The sequence below is a fragment of the Streptomyces sp. NPDC087440 genome, from assembly GCF_044744005.1.
Classification (GTDB): domain Bacteria; phylum Actinomycetota; class Actinomycetes; order Streptomycetales; family Streptomycetaceae; genus Streptomyces.
The window spans coordinates 12,973-30,070 of sequence record NZ_JBIUXN010000018.1; the positions used below are offsets into that span (position 1 = coordinate 12,973).

The window sequence follows — 17,098 nt, forward strand, 5'->3', positions numbered from 1 at the left end:
CCGGCGCCGGGGTGATTTCGCCCCGGCCCCGCCCCTTCACCTAAAGCGCTCGGCCGCGCGGCTTGTGGTGGGTTGCTCGCGCAGTTCCCCGCGCCCCTGAAAGGGGCGCGGGGAACTGCGCAAAACCCCAGCCACGACCAGCCCCGCAGGGTTACGGGAAGGGGCGGGTAGGGGAGAAATCCGCCCCGGCACCGGCTGCCGACCCGACTCCGCCCGCGCCCCAGCGGCCCGCCCCCAAGTCCGCAAGAATGACCCCGTGTTGGGAAACCTCCCCGAGGAAACCACGACCTTCGTGGGCCGCCGCGCCGAACTGGCCCGCGTCGCCCACTCCCTCCGCGCGTCCCGCCTCGTCACCCTCACCGGCCCCCCCGGCGTCGGCAAGACCCGCCTCGCGCTGCGGGCCGCCCAGCACTCCCGGGGCGCGTACCCCGACGGCGTCTGGTGGGCCGACCTCGCACCGCTGCGCGACGACGCCCTCCTCGTCGCCACCGTCTCCGACGCCGTCGACTTCGCCGACCACACCCTGCGCATGCCCGCCGAGGCGCTGTGCGAGTGGCTGGAGCACAAGAAGCTGCTGCTCGTCCTCGACTGCTGCGAGCGGCTCACCGGACCCGTCGCCCACCTTCTCGGCGAACTCCTCACCACCGTCCCCCGGTTGACCGTCCTGGCCACCAGTCGCCAGGCCCTCGGCAGCCGCGGCGAGACCGTCTTCGACGTACCGCCCCTGCCCCTGGCCGGACCCGGGGGCGCCGCCGACCTCTTCCGTGAGCGCGCCCGGCACGCCGTACCGGGGCTGCCCCTGGACGACACCGCCGTGGAGACCATCTGCGCCCACCTCGAAGGCATCCCCCTCGCCCTCGAACTCGCCTGCGCGCAGCTCGCCGAAGGGCGCTCCGTACGGGAGGTGGCCCAGCGGCTCACCGTGCGGGCCGGGGCCCGGCTCGACGTCCTCGCCCAGGAGGGGACCTGGCCGCAGCGGCACCGCGCCCTGCGCACCGCCATCGGGTGGAGCCACGAGCTGTGCACCCCGCTGGAGCGACTGCTGTGGGCCCGGCTGTCCGTCTTCCGGGGGGACTTCGGGGAGGAGGCGGCCGCCGAGGTCTGCGCCGGGGGGCCGCTGGATGCCGACACCGTCGGGCGGGCCCTGCGCGGGCTGGTCCGCAAGTCCGTCCTCCAGCACGGTGGGGCAGCCGACGGAGCGGGGGAGAAGAGCGTCTTCCGGATGCTCGACACCCTGCGGGAGTACGGCGCGATGTGGCTGCGCGAGCTGGGCGAGGCCCCCCGCGTCGCCGACCGGCACGCCGAACACCACGCCGACCTCGCCCGCCGCGCCGACGAGGGCTGGACCGGACCCGAACAGGCCGACTGGTACCGGCGCATCGGCGCCGCCCACGCCGACCTGTGCGCCGCCCTCGACCACCTCCTGGAGACCGCCCCCGACCGGGCCCTCGCCATGGCCGGGCGGGTCGGCTTCTACTGGGGATGCTGCGGCCACCTCCACGAGGCCCGCAGCTACCTCACCCGCGCCCTGGAGACCCACAGCGCCCCCGGCCCGCACCGCTCGCGCGCCCTGTGGGCGCTCGGCTTCGCCAGCAGCCTCCAGGGCGACCACGAGGGTGCGCGCGAGCTCGGCGAACAGTGCGCCGTCGCCGCCTGGCAGGACAAGAACCCCGACGACATGCTCAGCGCGGCGTACTTGCTGGGGATCACGTACTTGCTGATGGGACGGCCCCGGGCCGCCCACACCGTCGCCGACCGGTGCCTGACCGCCCGCCCCGGCGGCCCCTTCGACTCCGCCGCCCAGCTCCGCTGCCGCCTCGTGCGGGTCTTCGCGCTCACCGGCATGGGCGAACTGGACGACGCCAGGACCGCCGCCGAGGAACTGCGGCGGATCTGCGCCGCCCAGGGCGAGTGCTGGACGCGCGCCTACGCCGACTACCAGCTCGCCCTCATCGCCCTCCTCCAGGGGCGGGCCGACGACTGCGCCGCGCACGCGCGTGCCATGGTCGATTCCAAGTACCGGATCGGCGACAGCTTCGGCATCGCGCTCGGCCTCGACCTGCTGGCCGCCGCGCTCGCCGCCCAGGGCGACGGCGAGCAGGCCGCCCGCGTCTACGGCACCGGCCACACCTACTGGGGACAGGTCGGCCACCCCCAGCGCGGCACCCCTGAGCTGGGACCCGTACGGCAGGAGTGCGAGCGGCGGGCGCGGGCGCTGATCGGCGACGACGCGTACGAACGCGCCTACCGGGAGGGGTCCGCGGCCCACCAGGAGACCGCCCTCGCGCTCGCTCTCCTCGGACCCCGCCCCTGACCCGAAAATCGTGGGTGACCATCCCACGAATCGCTCGTTCTGCGTAATGTGCGCCGCCCCCAAGATGTCCTCAGCCGCCCCCGCAAGCCCACCGACGCCCCCGCCGCCACACCCCCGGCCGACCCCACCGTCGCCGTCGGCGTGGAGCAGGCCGAGGCCGCTCTCGTCGAGCACTACCCGAGACTCGTCCGGCTCGCCTACCTGGTGCTCCCCCCGCACCTGGGGCGCAACCGCCGGGTCCTGACCGCCCACTCCCTCGTCCAGCGCTCCCTCCCGCGCGGCCGCTCCGGCCGTACGCCCCAGGTCGTCGCCGCGATTCCCGGCCCCCGCAGGCCCGAGGGCGAGCGCACCGGGAGCGGGCACGCGTTCGTACGGCAGCAGGTGCTGCGGCAGGCGCTGGAGGCCGAACCGCCGCTGCTGCGCAAGGCCTGGCCGAAGCGGGCCCAGCTGCCGCCCGTGCTGCCCCAGGTGTGGGGCGTACGGCTCTTCCCCAAGTCCGGCGGCGCCGACGAACTCGCCCTGGACCAACGGCTCGCCGCCCTGACCGGGGCCGGTCGCGCCGCGTACGTGCTGCGCGGTCTGGAGAAGCTGGACGACGCGGGAGTACGGAGCGTGCTCACCGCCGCCGGGGCCGCCGACCCGGACACCGCGCTCGCGGAGGCCGACACGGTCGAGCCCTCGCCGCTCCTTGAGTCCGCCGAGTTCGACCCCTGTTCACTCCAGGCCCGCCCCACCGACCTCATGCGCCGCCGCCAGCACACCCGTATCGGCGTCGCCGCCCTCGCCGCGCTGGTGGTGGGCGCGATCGTGCTCGGCGGGTCCGGCGAGAGCGGTTCGTCCGTACGGAACCTGGCCGCCGAAGAGTCCCTCGATCCGGCGCAGTTGACCATCGCGGCGGCCGGGGCGTGGAAGACCGCCGACCGCACCGACTTCTCCGCCTGGCCCGTCCGCGGCTCCCTCACCGACGACAGCGCCCTGCTCCGCCGCGCCCTCGCCACCTGGGCCGCCCCCGAGAACAGCGTCCGCGTCTCCGCCACCCCCGACACCCCGGCCGGACCCGCCGCAGGCGCTCCCCAACTGCTGTACGCGGGAGAGGTCGACGGGGCGCGCGTCGTCGTCCTGTACGACGGGCTGCGGCTCGTGCGCTACGCCGAACCCCTCGACGGCGGCGCGAGCCCGGTCCTCGACTTCGCCCGCGTCGACGGCGCGAACGAGGCAGGCGCCAACGCCGTGGTCGTCTCGCGGACCGACACCACGGTGCGCTTCCTCACCGCCCCCTGGGCCGACCGCACCTCCGTCCGCAACCTCCTCGACCCGGCTGCCGCACCCCGCGCCCTCAAGCGCGGACCCGACGGCGTCACCGGCCCGGTGGCCGCGTCCTCCATGGCCCGGGACTGCACCTCCTGGGACGCCGTGGAGGTCCGCGACACCACCGGCGTGCGCACCCTCACCGACCTCGGCGAACTCGTCCCGGCCCGGCTCACCGCCGGTGCCCCGCAGTCCGCCGGAGACGTGAAGTCGGCCGCGGACCGTGCGAGTTGGGCCCGTACCGCATGCCGGCTGCCCACCCTGCGCTCGCACGGCGTGCGCAGCGTCAACGTGTGGTCGTACGCCTCCCAGAACCTGCCCGAGGGCGGCGGCACCGCGCAGTGGGCGTGCACGAGGGCCGAGACCTGGCAGGGCGGCGGCAGCCGGGTGTTCGCCCAGTTCCTGCCCCCGGCCACCGGGCACGCGTCGCCCGGGGCGACCGCCGCGAAGTCCGAGGACTCCGCCGCGTGCGGGGCCAAGGACCCCCAGGTGCTCGCCGGGGTGCTGTGGAAGTCCAAGACCGACAAGTGGTACCTGCTGGCGGCGGGCGACGAGGCCGTCGCCTCGGTGGCCGTGAGCGGCGGGGTCGAGGGGTCCGCCGACGGCAACGTGCTGGCCGTCCCCGCCAAGCAGGGGGCACAGGCACAGCTCACCGGGAAGCTGGCGGACGGCACGAAGATCTCCTCCCTCAGGTAGGGGGCCGACGCACGGCGTGAACGCATGGCGTCAAAGTTCTGGCCGCACAGACCTGTTGCCAAGGTCGTACCCGTCAGTACATTGACGCCATGTCTAATACGCAGCAGGGGCCGGCCCCGGTGGCGTCGGAGTGGACGCCGCTGAAGGCCCGCAACGTGTCCTTCGACTGGGCGGACACCCCGCTCCACTGGCTCCCCGGCCAGCCGTTCGCCACGCACACCATCAACGTCCTGCACCTGCTGCTCCCGGCGGGGGAGCGGTGGTTCGTGCACGTCTACAAGCAGGCGCTGCCGCTGATCACCGATGACCGGCTGCGCAAGGACGTCATCGGGTTCATCGGCCAGGAGGCCATGCACTCCCAGGCCCACGACGACGTCCTGCCGCACCTCAAGGCACAGGGGCTCGACCCCACTCCGTACACCGCACAGGTCGACTGGCTCTTCGAGAAACTCCTCGGCGACCGGACGCTGCCGCCCGGGAAGCCGCGCCGGTGGTGGCTGATCGAACGCATCGCGATCATCGCGGCCATCGAGCACTACACCGCCTTCCTCGGCGACTGGATACTCAACGCCGACGAACTCGACCGGCGCGGCGCCGACCCGACCATGCTCGACCTGCTGCGCTGGCACGGGGCCGAGGAGGTCGAACACCGGTCGGTGGCCTTCGAGTTGTTCCAGCACGTCGACGGCGGTTACGCCCGCCGGGCCCGCACCTGGGCCACCGCGTTCACCGCCCTGGTCTTCCTGTGGCAGCGCGGCGCCCGCTTCTTCATGGAGAACGACCCGTCGCTGGGCGGTACGGGCCGGGCCCGCGTCGCCGACTTCGTCCGGGACGGACGCCGCGGCCTGCTGCCGTCGGCCGGGGCCATGGCGAAGTCCATCCCCCGCTACCTGAGCCGCGGTTACCACCCCTCCCAGGAGGGCAGCACCGCCCAGGCCGTCGCCTACCTCGCCTCGTCCCCCGCCGCACTCGCCGCAGAGGCCCGCACCTCCGGAGGTTCCTGACCCATGCCCCGCGCCCGTACGTACCTGATCGCGGCCGGTGCCGCCTCGCTCGCCGTCGTCGCCCGGCGCGCCCTGCGCGGCCGCGTCCAGGAGTCGCCGCTGTGGCCCATGCCCGCGCTGGAGGAGCCCATATCGGGGCAGCGGAGGCCGTCCGGGGCGACCCGGGTCCTGGTCAGCGGGCGCAGCGAGCCCGCCGAGGGCGTCGTACAGCTGCATCTGGAGGCCATGGACGCCGGTGACCTGCCGCGCTGGGAGCCGGGGGCGCACCTGGACCTGGTGCTGCCGTCGGGTCTGGTACGGCAGTACTCGCTCTGCGGCGACCCGGCCGACCGCGCCTCGTACACCGTCGCCACCCGCATGATCACCCAGGAGATGGGCGGCCGGGGCGGCTCGCGCGAGGTGCACGAGCAGATCCACGAGGGCTCGGAGCTGGAGGTGCGCGGGCCCCGCAACCGGTTCGCGCTCATCGACTGTGCGTCGTACGTCTTCGTGGCGGGCGGCATCGGGATCACCCCGCTGCTGCCCATGCTGCGGGCGGCGGACGCGGCGGGCGCGGACTGGCGGCTGCTGTACGGCGGGCGCAGCCGGGCCACGATGCCGTTCCTGGAAGAGGTCGAGAAGCTGGGCGTCTCCGCGCAGCGGGTGCGCATCGTCGCCGAGGACGAGGACGGGCTGCCGGACCTCGCCGCACTGTGGGCGGATGTGCCGCAGGGGACGGCCGTGTACGCGTGCGGCCCCGAGGGGCTCCTGGGGGCGGTGGAGGGATCGCTGCCGGAGCACTGCTCGTTGCACGTCGAACGCTTCGCGCCGGGCGCGGGCGCCGGAGGCTCCGGAGCGTTCGAGGTGGAGCTGAGGAGGAGCGGGGAAGTGGTGCGGGTGGCGGCGGACCAGTCCGTGCTCGCGGCGCTGAAACCGGTCGTGCCCAACGTCTCGTACTCCTGTGAGCAGGGCTTTTGCGGGACCTGCCAGCAGCGGGTCATCGAGGGCGAGATCGACCACCGGGACGAGCTGCTGACGGACTCCGAGCGGGACGACTCGCTGCTGATCTGTGTATCCCGGGCGGCGGGAGAGCGGCTGGTCCTGGACCTGTAGCGGGCGCCGGGGAGGGGCCGGGCGAAGATCCGTACCGGCCCCTGGGGTGCCCCCGGGAGAGGGGTGAAGGTTAGGCTGGGGGGATGACGACCGGGGTGCGCCGCAGGATGGGCGTCGAAGAGCGCAGGCAGCAACTGATCGGCGTGGCGCTGGAGTTGTTCAGCCATCGCTCGCCCGACGAGGTCTCGATCGACGAGATAGCCGCCGCCGCGGGAATCTCCCGGCCGCTCGTCTACCACTACTTCCCCGGCAAACAGAGCCTGTACGAGGCCGCCCTGCGGCGCGCCGCCGACGAACTGGCCGCCCGCTTCGCCGAACCGCACGAAGGTCCCCTCGGCGCACGGCTGTTGAGGGTCATGAGCCGCTTCTTCGGGTTCGTGGACGAGCACGGGCCCGGCTTCTCCGCGCTGATGCGCGGCGGGCCCGCGGTCGGCTCCTCGACCACGAACGCGATGATCGACGAGGTCCGGCAGGCCGCGTACGAGCAGATCCTCGACCACCTGGGGGTCGGCGACCCGCCCGCCCGGCTCGCCCTGGTCGTACGGTCCTGGGTCTCGCTCGCCGAATCGACGGCGCTTCTGTGGCTCGACGGGCGGGAAATCCCGCGTGCGGAGCTGGAGTTGCAGCTCGTCCACGATTTCGCCGCGCTGATGGCGGTCAGTGCGGCGTACGACGCCGCGACGGCGCAGATCGTCCTGCGGATACTGGCCGACGAACCGGAGGACGGGCCGTTCGGGGAGCTGGTGGGGCGGCTGGTGGGGCTGGTCGGGGCGCTTCCGGGGGTGCCGGGGCAGCGGGGTCCCGCCGCCGGGGCGTAGTCACTTGTAGGTGACCGTGACGTCCTTGAAGCCGAGGGAGCGCAGCAGGCCCTGGAGCATGCTTGTGGTGTTCTTCTCGGCGCGGGCGGTCAGTCCGCTCTCCTTGGCGGCCTCGCCGATGCGCTGCGCGGCCAGCTTGTGGACGGCCTGCTCGTCGTTCGGGTTGTCGGAGAAGAAGTCGCCGAGCCGGTCCAGGAGGCCGCGCTGCTTGGACACGGCGTAGGAACGGTCGGGGTCCAGGGCGGGCTTGCCCAGGGTGGCGCGGGGGAGCCGGATGGTGGCGGCGGTGCGGTCCTCGTTGACGGTGACGTCGTTCTTGCCGAGCCCGCCCAGGGCGACGCTCGCGCCGACGGTGCCCGCGCCGACGTACAGGGTGCGGGTGCCCCGGATGGCGTCGGGCAGGAACTTGGCGTCCTTCTCCAGGTCGACCACCACCTGGAAGTTGCCTGCGGCGGCCTCGTAACTGCTCATGTCCTGGAGGGACTTGAGGACGGCGGGCCCGGTGCGGTCCTTGGTCTCGGTGCCGAAGAGGTCGCCGAGGCCGGGGATGAGGAAGAGCCGGGTGCCGAGGAGGAGAACGGCGACCAGCGCGAGCAGGACACCGGGGATCTTGATCCAGAGGGGGATGCGGCGGGGGTGCACGGGGGCGGGGGCTGCTGCCCGGGGACTCTCGGTGTCCCCGGGCCCCGGGGGCGCGTCGGTGCGGTCCATAGGGGGCGGGTGCCCGGTGAGGGGGCGGTTTACGCGGTCACCGCGCAGCGGGGTGGGGATCGGGAGGGGCGCATCGGGTGGCTGCGGTCGGGCCCTGTTCCGTGCGGGTGCGTCGTGGCTGGTCGCGCAGTTCCCCGCGCCCCTGGATGGCATGCCCTCCGGGCAGCCATATCCCCGGCGGCGAAGCCGCCCCCTACCCCCCCCAGCCCCCTTGGGCGGCGGGGCCGCCCCCCGGGGGCGGGACGGGCGGGCAAGGGGGCGGCCCGCCCGATCCGGGTCCGCCCCGGTTCCGGTCCCTGGCCGCACCTGGATCCCGGCCAGGACCGGGAGCCTCCGGCCAGGTTCTGTGCCGGACGCCCGTCCGAGGGGGCCCGGCACATCCCCGTACCGGCTACGCCTCCCGCGTCAGGCGGGCCCGCAGGCGGGACACCGCCTCGTCCGGAATGCCCAGGCCGTCCCGGACGTACGCGTCCATCGAGCCGTACCTCGCGTCGACCTCCGCCAGCGCCGCCCGCAGATACTCCGGCACCACCCCGATGATGGCCTGCGCGATCTCCGGGTCGCCCCCCTTCGCGACGAAGCCCGCGATCATCGGCTCGAAGGCCGCCCGAACCGCCGGGTTCACCGCCAGGTACTCCGACTCCACCGTCTCCGGCGCAGCCCCCAGCAGGGTCAGCACGATCGTCGCCGCCCACCCCGTCCGGTCCTTGCCCGCCGTGCAGTGGAAGAGCAGGGGGCCCGCGTCGGGAGCGGTGAGTTCGAGGAGGAAGGCGCGGTAGGCGGCGCGGGCGGAGTCGGAGGAGACCAGGGCCCGGTAGGTGTCCTGGAACAGGGCCTGGGCGCGGCCCCCGCCCAGGTGCTCCTCGGCCACCGCCGGGTCGGACAGGACGTTCTTCAGCTGCGCCGCCGCCGGCTTGTCCGCCGCGTCCCCGTGCGCCGTCGCCGCCGCGATCGTGTCGGCCAGCGCGTCCGCGACCACCAGGCGGGTTCCGGCCGGGACCCGGTCCGGGTAGTCCGCGCGCTCGGCCGCACTGCGGAAGTCCACGATCGTCTCGATGCCGAGCGCCGCCACCACGGGGTCCGTCGCCGGGTCCAGCCGGTCCAGCTGCCCGGCCCGCAGTACCAGGCCCGGGCGGACGGTGCGGCCGTCGGCGAGCGGGAGACCGCCGAGGTCGCGGAGGTTGGCGACGGTGGTGGAGGCGAGTGCGGTCATGGGGGTGGCGCTCCTGAGGGTGCACGGGGCTGACGAGGTGTTTTCAGCCACCGTACGTGGCCCCCGCTCAGGCGGCTCGACGGCCCCCGGCCAGCGCCGATCCCAGCCCGATGCCCAGCGCGAGCGCCGCGAAGTGGCCGACGTCGGTGAAGGTGGGGCGGTCCTTGTTGAGCAGCGGGCGCGCGCCGAGGACGAGCAGTCCCGCCCGGGCCGCCAGCCGCAGCGGACCGCGCGGCACGGCCGCCGTCAGCGCGCCCAGGACGGTGTTGAAGCCGTAGCTCGCGCCCACGTCCACCGCCGAGCGCGTCGCCGCGTCCGCGCCGGTCGCCCGCAGGCCTCCGTACACCAGGAGGGTGGCGGCGGTGTGGCCGAGCAGGAAGACCCCGGCCGCCCACCAGGCCCCGTACGCGTACTCGGCGTACCCCAGGACCGCGAGCAGCAGCAGCGCGTACGGCAGCGGCATGGGCTCCTCGACGACGAGCGCGCTGGTCAGCAGGGTCTCCCAGCGGCCCGCTTCGAGCTGGTCGACGTTGGTGGAGCAGGAGCGCAGGAAGTCGTGGCGCGGGCCGGGCTCGGGCAGGTGCCGCAGCGCGGCGTGCGCGCCGAGCTGTACGCCGCCGACGTAGGCGGGGGCGAGGACGGGGAGGTCCGAGAGGTGCATGGGGGCATGATCGCGCACGTTGGTTAACGGGCGTGTCAGAAGTGGGCGTTCGGCCTCGCCGATCACGGTGGGCGGGCCACGATGGGCGGATGCGCAAGCGAACGGCTGCTGTGGTGGGCGGGTTCCTGCTCGGGCTCCTGCCCGGGCTGACCGGGTGCGGGGCGCCCTCCCCGCCCGCCGAGGCCACCGGGACCCTGGAGGAGATCGCGGCCCGGGCGGGGTGCGTGCCGGACGTCGACCTGGACGCGGCGGAGATCCGCCAGGCCAACTGCGGTACGGGGACGTCCCGTTACGTCCTGGCGACCTTCGCCACCGACCGGGGGCGGGCGGAGTGGCTCGACCAGGCCGACGACTACGGCGGTACGTACCTGGTGGCCCGGCGCTGGATCGCCGTCGCCGACCCGCCCACCCTCACGGCCCTCCGCACCCACCTGGGCGGAACCCTGCACACATCGCCCGCCGCCGGAGGCCACGGGGCTCACGGGTCTCACACCTCGTAGCCCGGGGCCCGGGGCCCGGGGCCCGGGGCCCGCGCAAGGGTGCGGGGTGCGCCCTGCCCGCGACGCACCCCGCACCCCACCGTCCCCTCAGCGGCACTTCTGCCCCTCGTTGATGCACCGCACCATCCGCCCCATCACCCCCTCGTCAAACACATTGATGAAGTCCCCGTGATCGGTCACCGGCTTGTGCAGCTGCTCCGGGAAGGAGTCCACCGCGAACCCCGCCCCCCGCGGCACCCCGTACACCACCCGCTGCACCAACTGCGGAATCGGCTTGAACCCCAGCCCGCACGACCCGTCCTCCCGCGCGAACGCCACATGCGTGCGGTGGTTGGCGCTGTCCGCGTTCCGCCCGTCCCAGCAGCTCTGGAAGCGGAAGGTCCGCACGACCTGGCTGCCGCGCGGGCAGATCGGGTATTTGTCCTTCAGTTGTCGATTCTCGAATCCTGTACAGCTCCACGACGCATTCGCATGCGTCGTGCCGTTGGTGAACGCCTTCGCGTCCCCGGTGATGATCCGCAGGAAGCGCGGCATCGCCGTCACCTTCCCCGTCGGATTCCCGACGAAATCGAGGGTGACCTGTCGTGGCGTCTGGATCTCTCCGGTGTTCTGGTCCTTTCCGCCGCCGTCCGCGTTCGCGTCGTCCTCCGCCTTTCCGTTCTGAAGCCGAAGGACGGGCCAGTAGTAGGTCGAGCGATCGCCGGGATTCCGGCAGGTCGTCCGCCCGGACGCCAGAACGTCGTCACTCGCGAAAGCGTCCGTCGCCTGATTTCCGACGTAATCGTGCATGTGGTGGGCGCCATTGCTCACGCCGGGAGCGACGATGACGTTGTCGGGATTGAATTTGCCGTTTTCGTTGCGCCCGCAGAAGGTGCTGAAGGTGCCCCTGGAGGCCCCGCGCCGATTGCGCACCTGCGGAGCGTTGGGGCGTACGGAGCGGATGTCGGCGAAGTCGGAGCGGTCCGGGCCGTTCCCCTGCCGGGGGGCGGTTCCGTCGGGCGCGTCGCCGGGCTTGGCCCCGTCGGAGGCGTCGCTTTGCCGGCTCCCGTCGGGTGCGCTCTCCTGCGGGGCGTCCTTCGAGGGCTCCGTACCCTGCGAGGGTTCCGTGCCCTTCGAGGACCCGCCGGAGCCCTCGGTGCCCTGCATCGTGCACTCCGCCAGACCGTCCAGGCCCTGCGGCCGGTCCGCCTCCGACCGGCGCTCGACCGCGTCCGCGATCCGTGTCAGCGACGCCGCCCGCTGCTCCTTCAGCGAGCCCAGGACGGCCTCCTGGTCCGCACCGCTGCCCGCCTCGGCGAACTTCCGGTACGCCTCCGTGAGTCGGCTGTCCATGTCCGCCAGGTCCCGGTCGACCTCCTGCCGGGCCCCCTGCGGCACCTCGGGAAGCGCGCTCGACACGTCGGGGCAATTGATCGTCCCCGTGCGCGGGCCGGCGGCCGACGGTAATGCGGGTGGTTCCTCCGTCGCGGAGGCGTGCACATTCAGGGCGATCAATCCGCCTCCGCCGAGAACGAGTGCGGCGCTCGCCGCCATCGCCCTCTTTGCCAGAGGGGAACGCTTGTGCTGTTTCAGGCGTGATGTCTTGCCCATGGGATTCCTTCGGGGGATGTGCGATCTTCGCGCCGCGCTACGGCCGGGCGAAGTCCCATACGTACGCGGGGAACGACGCGTTCAATCGTTCCCCACCCGTCCCGCGAATTCGGCGGAATCCACCGACGATCACGTATTACCGCGAAGTGCCCTCACGCCTTGAGCGCCCGCTGATAAAGCGCCCTCGCCGGAGACCCGAAGAGCGCCGCCGTCGACTCCGCGTCCGTGTCACCGCCGCTCAGCACGGCGATCAGCCTGCCGGGGCGGTCCGGCCCCCGGTAGTCGGTCAGCCAGGGGCTGCCGCTGGTGCCGTTCCAGAAGCCCGCGCACTCCATGCGGACCATGCCGGGGAGGTCCTTGTCGGCGCGGCTGTCGGTGGTGCAGGTGACGGGGCGGTTGTCGGGGTTGTGGTCGGACTCCGGGTAGCCGACCACGGTCACCTGCCGGTCGGGGCCCGACTCCCAGTCGAGCGCGGCGGCCCCCACGACCTCCTGCACGTTGCGCCCCTGCGCGTCCGGCTCCAACGCCAGGAACGCGAAGTCGTACGGATCGTCCTCCTGCTCCTGCCACCGGTCGTCGACCTGTACGGAACGCACCTTCCAGGCCCCGTACGGCTGCTTGCCGACGCCCTCGCCGGAGAACCCGGGCGCGAAGGAGATCTCCCGCGGCTCCGCGCCGTCGTCCTGGTTCACACAGTGCGCGGCGGTGGCCACGATGTTGCCCCGGGGGCTGTCCACGACGCTGGCCGTGCACCAGTGCTCCTCGCCGTCGACGAGGACCCCGATGAACGGCGGGTAGTCGATGACCGCGGCCGATTTCTGCGGTACGGGAGAGGTCCCGGGCTCCAGCCTCGGCGCCGAGGCGACGGGCCCGCCGCACGCGCTGACCAGCGTCATCATGGCCAGACTCGCTGCCACGGCGACACCCCGCGATCTCGACTTCCATCGCTCACCCACGTCGGCAATCTCCTCGCCCACTCGCATCCGGCCACGCGCTGACAGGTTATGCATGTGTCCCGAGAATGTCGTGGTTACGCGGTGGAGCCCGCAGAAGCGACCCGATTCACAGCAACCCGACAGCCCCGGCCCCCGCGCCCGCCCGTCACCGGCCCCGGGCCCGCCCGTCACCGGCCCCGCGCCCGCCCGTCACCGGCCCCGGGCCCGCCCGCCACCGGCCGCACCCACCCCTACCGGTCCAGGTAGGCCAGTACCGCCAGTACCCGCCTGTTGTCGTCGTCCGACACCGTCAGATCCAGCTTCCCGAAGATGTTCGACGTGTGCTTGGCGACCGCCCGCTCCGTCACGAAGAGCTGCGCCGCGATCGCCGCGTTCGACCTGCCCTGTGCCATCAGCTCCATCACCTCCTTCTCGCGGGGCGTGAGCTGGGCTATCGGTCTGTCCTGCGCCCGCCGCGACAGCAGCTGCTGGATGACCTGCGGGTCCATCGCGGTACCGCCCGCCGCCACCCGGCGCACCGCGTCCACGAACTGTTCCGCGTCGAAAACCCGGTCCTTCAGCAGGTACCCGATGCCCCCGTTGCCGTCCGCGAGCAGCTCCCGGGCGTACAACTGCTCCACGTGCTGCGAGAGCACCAGCACCGGCAGCCCCGGCTTCGCCCGCCGCGCCGCCAGCGCGCACTGGAGGCCCTCGTCGGTGTGGGACGGCGGGAGCCGGACGTCGACGACGGCGACGTCCGGCTCCAACTCCGCGAAGGCGCGGGTCAGTTCGGGTCCGGTCTCGACGGCGGCCAGGACCTCGAAGTCGAACGCTTCGAGCATCCTGACCAGGCCGTCGCGGAGCAGGAAGAGGTCTTCGGCTAGCAGGACGCGAAGGCTTGGCAAGGGATCTCCATGGTCACCATGGTGGGACCGCCCGCGGGACTGCTGACGGCCAGAACACCGTCGAATGTACCGAGTCGGCGCTCCACCCCGCTCAGCCCCGAGCCCGCCCCGACCCGGGCCCCGCCGCGCCCGTTGTCGGTGACCGAGGCGCGCAGCATGCCCTGGGTGCCGTGCAGGTCGATCCAGATGCGGTCCGCACCGGAGTGCTTGACCGCGTTGGTGAGCACCTCGCTGATCGCGAAGTACGCCGCCGACTCGACCGGAGCGTCCGCCCGCCCCGGCAGGTCCACCTCGACCTCGGTGGCGAGAGGCAGGCGCAGCGCCAGCGCCCGTACCGCGTCGCCCAGACCGCGCTCGGCCAGCACCGGCGGGTGGATGCCCCGTACCAGGTCGCGCAGTTCGGTCAGTGCCTCGGCGGACGACGCGCGCGCCATGCCGAGCAGCTTCTTCGCCTGCGCCGGGTCCTTCTCGATCAACGCCTCGATGGTGCCCAGGTTCATGCCCATCGCGACCAGGCGGGCCTGCGCGCCGTCGTGCAGGTCCCGCTCGATGCGCCGCAGTTCGGCCGCCGAGGTGTCCAGCGCGTCGTGCCGGGTCTCGGTCAGCTTCTCCACCCGCTGGGCGAGCGTGGCCTCCTTGGTCGGCGCCAGGAAGAACTGGCAGAAGCGGAAGTGGGCGCGCAGCAGCACGGGGTTGAAGACCAGCCCGACGGCCAGGATCACCGCACCGAGCAGCACGGCGAGCAGCGCGCTGCCCAGGCTGTCGACGGGGATGAAGGCGTACCAGTACGGATCGTTTCGGAAGACCAGCCACAGCCCGCACGCCAGCACGACCGCTTCGAGGGGGTACCAGAGCAGCAGCGCGGGGAACACCGCCGTGAGGAACCCGGCGATCATGTCCAGGAACAGCCACTGGAAGTCCCGCCAGGTCGCCGGGTCCTTGAGCAGGTGCGTGACCAGCTCCACCTGCCCGATGATCCCGGTGCGCGGGTCGGCGGGCAGCGGCCGGTAGGGCACGGCGATCCGTACGTCCGACCAGTCGCCCGCCAGCGCCCGCCGCCGGTTGGCCCACACCCGGACCGCCTGCAGGACCGGGGGAGTGGTGAACACCCCGACACCGATCACGATGAGTGCCAGTGAGAGCAGCGTCAGGCAGAAGTAGAGGCCCGAGACGACGACGGTGGAGACGGCCAGTCCGAGGCCGCGGCACCCCGCGACGACGGACGCACGTATCTTCGTGGCATTCATGGTGGTCTGTCCCTCTCCGCCGGCGGCCCGTGCGCCGAGTGCACCCACAGTCTCCCTGGCGGAGAGGGACGAGGTCACTGGGCCCCGCACCCGAAGGGGGGTGTACCCAGCACCACCACCGGTCTCACGGCGCGTACTTGTAGCCCACCCGGCGCACCGTCTGGATGCTCCGCCGGTGCTCCGCGCCCAGCTTGCGGCGCAGCCGGGCGATGTGCACGTCCACCGTGCGGCCGTCGCCGACGTGACCGTACCCCCACACCGTGGTCACCAACTGGTCGCGCGTGTGCACCCGGTGGGGGTGCGCCACCAGGTGCGCGAGCAGCTCGAACTCCAGGTACGTCAGGTCCAGGACCCGCCCCTCGACCTCCACGATCCGCCGCGATCCGTCGATCCGCACGGCCCCGTGCTGCACGTCCCGCACCGGCCCGTACGCGGGCGCCTCCTGGCGCTCCTGCTCGGCGACCAGCACCGGCGGCACGGAAGGGGGCTGTACGGGGTTCTGGTCGGCCGGTACGAGGACCAGGTAGCCCACCATCGGCGGGCGGCCCGGCAGCGCGGGCAGGGTGTGCTGCGGCGCCGGCAGCCAGGTGGCCCCCGGCGGAAGGTAGTCGGCGACGTCGTAGGCGGGGCGGATCGGGGCGGCGGCCACGGCCACCTCGTCGCGGTCCACGGCCCGCAGCCGGTGCCCCGAGGGGCGCAAGGGTTCGTGGACGCCGCGCCGCTGGACCAGGTTCGCGGTCACCGAGGACGCGGCGGAGGAAGCGGAGTACGTACGGGGGGTGATGCGGGAGTTCGCCATGGCAGGTCAGCTCTTTCGCGCGGAGGAGACCGCCGCGGAGAGCCGCGCGGCGGTGTGGTGCTTACCTCGGGAAGTGCGCGCGGACCGAAGGCCGTACGGGACCGGTCACCCGGTGCGTAACGGCTTTAGAGGGGCCGCGCGTTCGTCGCGCGACAACAGACCCGGTCGAAGTCGTGGTGCTGACGGGAAGGCCAGAACGGCTCCAGGTCGAAACGACCTGTAGCGGTGGGGTTCTGGAAGCCGGTCATGTGCCTATTGAAGCATGAGCACGCCAGGGGGTGGAGCCCCACGACTGCTCCGCACCGTCTTCACAGGTCGGCCGCTCACCCCACCAGCCGTCTGCGCCAGTGCAGTTCGGGCAGCAGGATCGAGGTGTCGGGCGAACCGTCCCACTGCGCCACCAGGCCCGCTGCGGCCAGTGCTGCCACGACCTCCCGGCCGACCGCCGCCGTCACCTGTGGGGAGGTCACGAACCCGCCGTGGTGCAGGGAGAGTCCGCCGCCGGACGCCGCGACGGCCGTGCCCTGCGTGGGGAAGAACACAAAGCCCCGCGCGTCCTTCGCCGCCTGGGCCCCGATCTCGGCGAGCCCGCAGGCACGGCAGCACGCGAAGTGCTCGCGGGCGGTGATGCCCCGGCCCTCCAGCACCCCGAACGCCTCGGTGATCCGCTCGGGGTCCGTCCGCCCCCGCCACTGCCGCTGCTCGGCGAGCCGGGCGGACCACAGCCGGTCCACCACCCGCCAGGTCTGCGGGTACGAGGCCTCGCCGCTGTACGTGTCCTGCACGGCCCGGGCGACCTCGACGCGGCCCAGGTACCCGCAGTCGACCAGCTCGGCGACGTACCGCTCGACGGCCTCGGCCAGTTCCGGCGGCAGGTCGGGTATCGGCTCGGCCGGGGGAGGCGTGTGGTCCTGCCCCTCCCCTCGGCCCTGCCGCTCCCCTCGGTGCTGCCCCTTCCCTCGGTGCTGCGCCTCCCAGTCCACTCCCGCGTCCCAGTCGTCCGCCGCCCCGCGCGCCCAGCCGGTCAGGACCGCCGCGACGGCCTCCGGCCCGCTCAGGGTCGCGGCGAAGTGCCGCGGGGGCCCGCCGTCCCGGTGCTCGACCTCGTACGCCCCGCCGTGCGCGTGCCGCACCTGCACGTACCTGTCCGGGTCCGCCGGTATCCGTCGGATCACCAGGAAGCGGTCGCCGTCCCCGCCGATGCGGTGCACGAGCGCGGTGAGCGCGTCGGCGGTGACGTGCTCGGCGACCGGTTCGGCGGCGGACCCGGTCGTGACGGTGATGTCGAGGATGTCGGACATGGGT

Annotated in this window: 16 protein-coding genes; 6 read left to right on the top strand and 10 right to left on the bottom strand. The window is 73.2% G+C overall.

Annotation, left to right across the window (positions count from 1 at the left end; translation table 11 throughout):
- Positions 1-256 precede the first annotated feature (256 nt).
- The 5 genes from ACIO3O_RS29880 (at position 257) to ACIO3O_RS29900 (ending at position 7,232) form a co-directional block, all read left to right on the top strand.
- Complete coding sequence (locus ACIO3O_RS29880; RefSeq protein WP_401751256.1) at positions 257-2,314, top strand: ATP-binding protein; 2,058 nt, start codon at positions 257-259, stop codon at positions 2,312-2,314.
- 48 nt (positions 2,315-2,362) lie between these two features.
- Positions 2,363-4,318, top strand: a complete 1,956-nt coding sequence (locus tag ACIO3O_RS29885) for a hypothetical protein (RefSeq protein WP_401751258.1) — start codon at positions 2,363-2,365, stop codon at positions 4,316-4,318.
- A gap of 89 nt (positions 4,319-4,407) precedes the next feature.
- Positions 4,408-5,322, top strand: coding sequence for a metal-dependent hydrolase (locus tag ACIO3O_RS29890; RefSeq protein WP_401751259.1), 915 nt, complete (start codon positions 4,408-4,410; stop codon positions 5,320-5,322).
- Positions 5,323-5,325: 3 nt separating this feature from the next.
- Entirely contained in the window at positions 5,326-6,414 is a 1,089-nt protein-coding gene (locus ACIO3O_RS29895; protein ID WP_401751261.1) for a PDR/VanB family oxidoreductase, read from the top strand.
- A gap of 83 nt (positions 6,415-6,497) precedes the next feature.
- Positions 6,498-7,232, top strand: coding sequence for a TetR/AcrR family transcriptional regulator (locus ACIO3O_RS29900; RefSeq protein ID WP_401751263.1), 735 nt, complete (start codon positions 6,498-6,500; stop codon positions 7,230-7,232).
- On the opposite strand, the gene ACIO3O_RS29905 is transcribed toward ACIO3O_RS29900, so the two are convergent.
- The 3 genes from ACIO3O_RS29905 to ACIO3O_RS29915 all read right to left on the bottom strand — a co-directional run bounded on the left by ACIO3O_RS29905 (position 7,233) and on the right by ACIO3O_RS29915 (position 9,817).
- Positions 7,233-7,943, bottom strand: a complete 711-nt coding sequence (locus ACIO3O_RS29905) for a DUF4230 domain-containing protein (protein ID WP_401751265.1) — start codon at positions 7,941-7,943, stop codon at positions 7,233-7,235.
- 391 nt (positions 7,944-8,334) lie between these two features.
- Positions 8,335-9,156 carry a tyrosine-protein phosphatase gene (locus tag ACIO3O_RS29910; protein WP_401751267.1) on the bottom strand — a complete coding sequence of 274 codons (822 nt, stop codon included), beginning with the start codon at positions 9,154-9,156 and terminating at the stop codon, positions 8,335-8,337.
- A 67-nt stretch (positions 9,157-9,223) separates the two neighbouring features.
- Positions 9,224-9,817 carry a rhomboid-like protein gene (locus ACIO3O_RS29915; protein ID WP_401751268.1) on the bottom strand — a complete coding sequence of 198 codons (594 nt, stop codon included), beginning with the start codon at positions 9,815-9,817 and terminating at the stop codon, positions 9,224-9,226.
- 89 nt (positions 9,818-9,906) lie between these two features.
- Here ACIO3O_RS29915 and ACIO3O_RS29920 point away from each other — a divergent pair, with 89 nt between their 5' ends.
- The gene (locus tag ACIO3O_RS29920; RefSeq protein WP_401751270.1) at positions 9,907-10,317 is read left to right on the top strand and encodes a hypothetical protein; all 411 of its coding nucleotides are present in this window, start codon (positions 9,907-9,909) and stop codon (positions 10,315-10,317) included.
- An 87-nt stretch (positions 10,318-10,404) separates the two neighbouring features.
- Here the strand turns inward: ACIO3O_RS29920 and ACIO3O_RS29925 are convergent, their stop codons facing one another.
- The 7 genes from ACIO3O_RS29925 to ACIO3O_RS29955 all read right to left on the bottom strand — a co-directional run bounded on the left by ACIO3O_RS29925 (position 10,405) and on the right by ACIO3O_RS29955 (position 17,094).
- Complete coding sequence (locus ACIO3O_RS29925) at positions 10,405-11,907, bottom strand: DUF1996 domain-containing protein (protein ID WP_401751272.1); 1,503 nt, start codon at positions 11,905-11,907, stop codon at positions 10,405-10,407.
- A gap of 152 nt (positions 11,908-12,059) precedes the next feature.
- On the bottom strand, positions 12,060-12,824 hold the full coding sequence (locus ACIO3O_RS29930) for a trypsin-like serine peptidase (protein ID WP_401751273.1): 765 nt from the start codon (positions 12,822-12,824) through the stop codon (positions 12,060-12,062).
- 269 nt (positions 12,825-13,093) lie between these two features.
- A complete protein-coding gene (locus tag ACIO3O_RS29935; protein WP_401751537.1) occupies positions 13,094-13,684 on the bottom strand; it encodes a LuxR C-terminal-related transcriptional regulator in 591 nt (196 codons plus the stop codon).
- A gap of 38 nt (positions 13,685-13,722) precedes the next feature.
- The gene (locus ACIO3O_RS29940) at positions 13,723-14,994 is read right to left on the bottom strand and encodes a sensor histidine kinase (protein ID WP_401751275.1); all 1,272 of its coding nucleotides are present in this window, start codon (positions 14,992-14,994) and stop codon (positions 13,723-13,725) included.
- Between the two features lie 124 nt (positions 14,995-15,118).
- Positions 15,119-15,793, bottom strand: a complete 675-nt coding sequence (locus ACIO3O_RS29945) for a winged helix-turn-helix domain-containing protein (RefSeq protein ID WP_401751276.1) — start codon at positions 15,791-15,793, stop codon at positions 15,119-15,121.
- Positions 15,794-15,918: 125 nt separating this feature from the next.
- Positions 15,919-16,041 carry a hypothetical protein gene (locus tag ACIO3O_RS29950; protein ID WP_401751278.1) on the bottom strand — a complete coding sequence of 41 codons (123 nt, stop codon included), beginning with the start codon at positions 16,039-16,041 and terminating at the stop codon, positions 15,919-15,921.
- 75 nt (positions 16,042-16,116) lie between these two features.
- Positions 16,117-17,094 (bottom strand): DUF6891 domain-containing protein, encoded by a 978-nt coding sequence (locus ACIO3O_RS29955; protein ID WP_401751280.1) that lies wholly within the window; start codon positions 17,092-17,094, stop codon positions 16,117-16,119.
- Positions 17,095-17,098: the final 4 nt, after the last annotated feature.

Coding starts and splice junctions, on each gene's coding strand:
- ACIO3O_RS29900 (WP_401751263.1), top strand. CDS start 6,498: ATGACGACCGGGGTGCGCCGCAGGATGGGCGTCGAAGAGCGCAGGCAG.
- ACIO3O_RS29945 (WP_401751276.1), bottom strand. CDS start 15,793: ATGGCGAACTCCCGCATCACCCCCCGTACGTACTCCGCTTCCTCCGCC.
- ACIO3O_RS29935 (WP_401751537.1), bottom strand. CDS start 13,684: ATGCTCGAAGCGTTCGACTTCGAGGTCCTGGCCGCCGTCGAGACCGGA.
- ACIO3O_RS29920 (WP_401751270.1), top strand. CDS start 9,907: ATGCGCAAGCGAACGGCTGCTGTGGTGGGCGGGTTCCTGCTCGGGCTC.
- ACIO3O_RS29955 (WP_401751280.1), bottom strand. CDS start 17,094: ATGTCCGACATCCTCGACATCACCGTCACGACCGGGTCCGCCGCCGAA.
- ACIO3O_RS29910 (WP_401751267.1), bottom strand. CDS start 9,156: ATGACCGCACTCGCCTCCACCACCGTCGCCAACCTCCGCGACCTCGGC.
- ACIO3O_RS29925 (WP_401751272.1), bottom strand. CDS start 11,907: ATGGGCAAGACATCACGCCTGAAACAGCACAAGCGTTCCCCTCTGGCA.
- ACIO3O_RS29890 (WP_401751259.1), top strand. CDS start 4,408: ATGTCTAATACGCAGCAGGGGCCGGCCCCGGTGGCGTCGGAGTGGACG.
- ACIO3O_RS29915 (WP_401751268.1), bottom strand. CDS start 9,817: ATGCACCTCTCGGACCTCCCCGTCCTCGCCCCCGCCTACGTCGGCGGC.
- ACIO3O_RS29905 (WP_401751265.1), bottom strand. CDS start 7,943: ATGGACCGCACCGACGCGCCCCCGGGGCCCGGGGACACCGAGAGTCCC.
- ACIO3O_RS29940 (WP_401751275.1), bottom strand. CDS start 14,994: ATGAATGCCACGAAGATACGTGCGTCCGTCGTCGCGGGGTGCCGCGGC.
- ACIO3O_RS29895 (WP_401751261.1), top strand. CDS start 5,326: ATGCCCCGCGCCCGTACGTACCTGATCGCGGCCGGTGCCGCCTCGCTC.
- ACIO3O_RS29950 (WP_401751278.1), bottom strand. CDS start 16,041: ATGACCGGCTTCCAGAACCCCACCGCTACAGGTCGTTTCGACCTGGAG.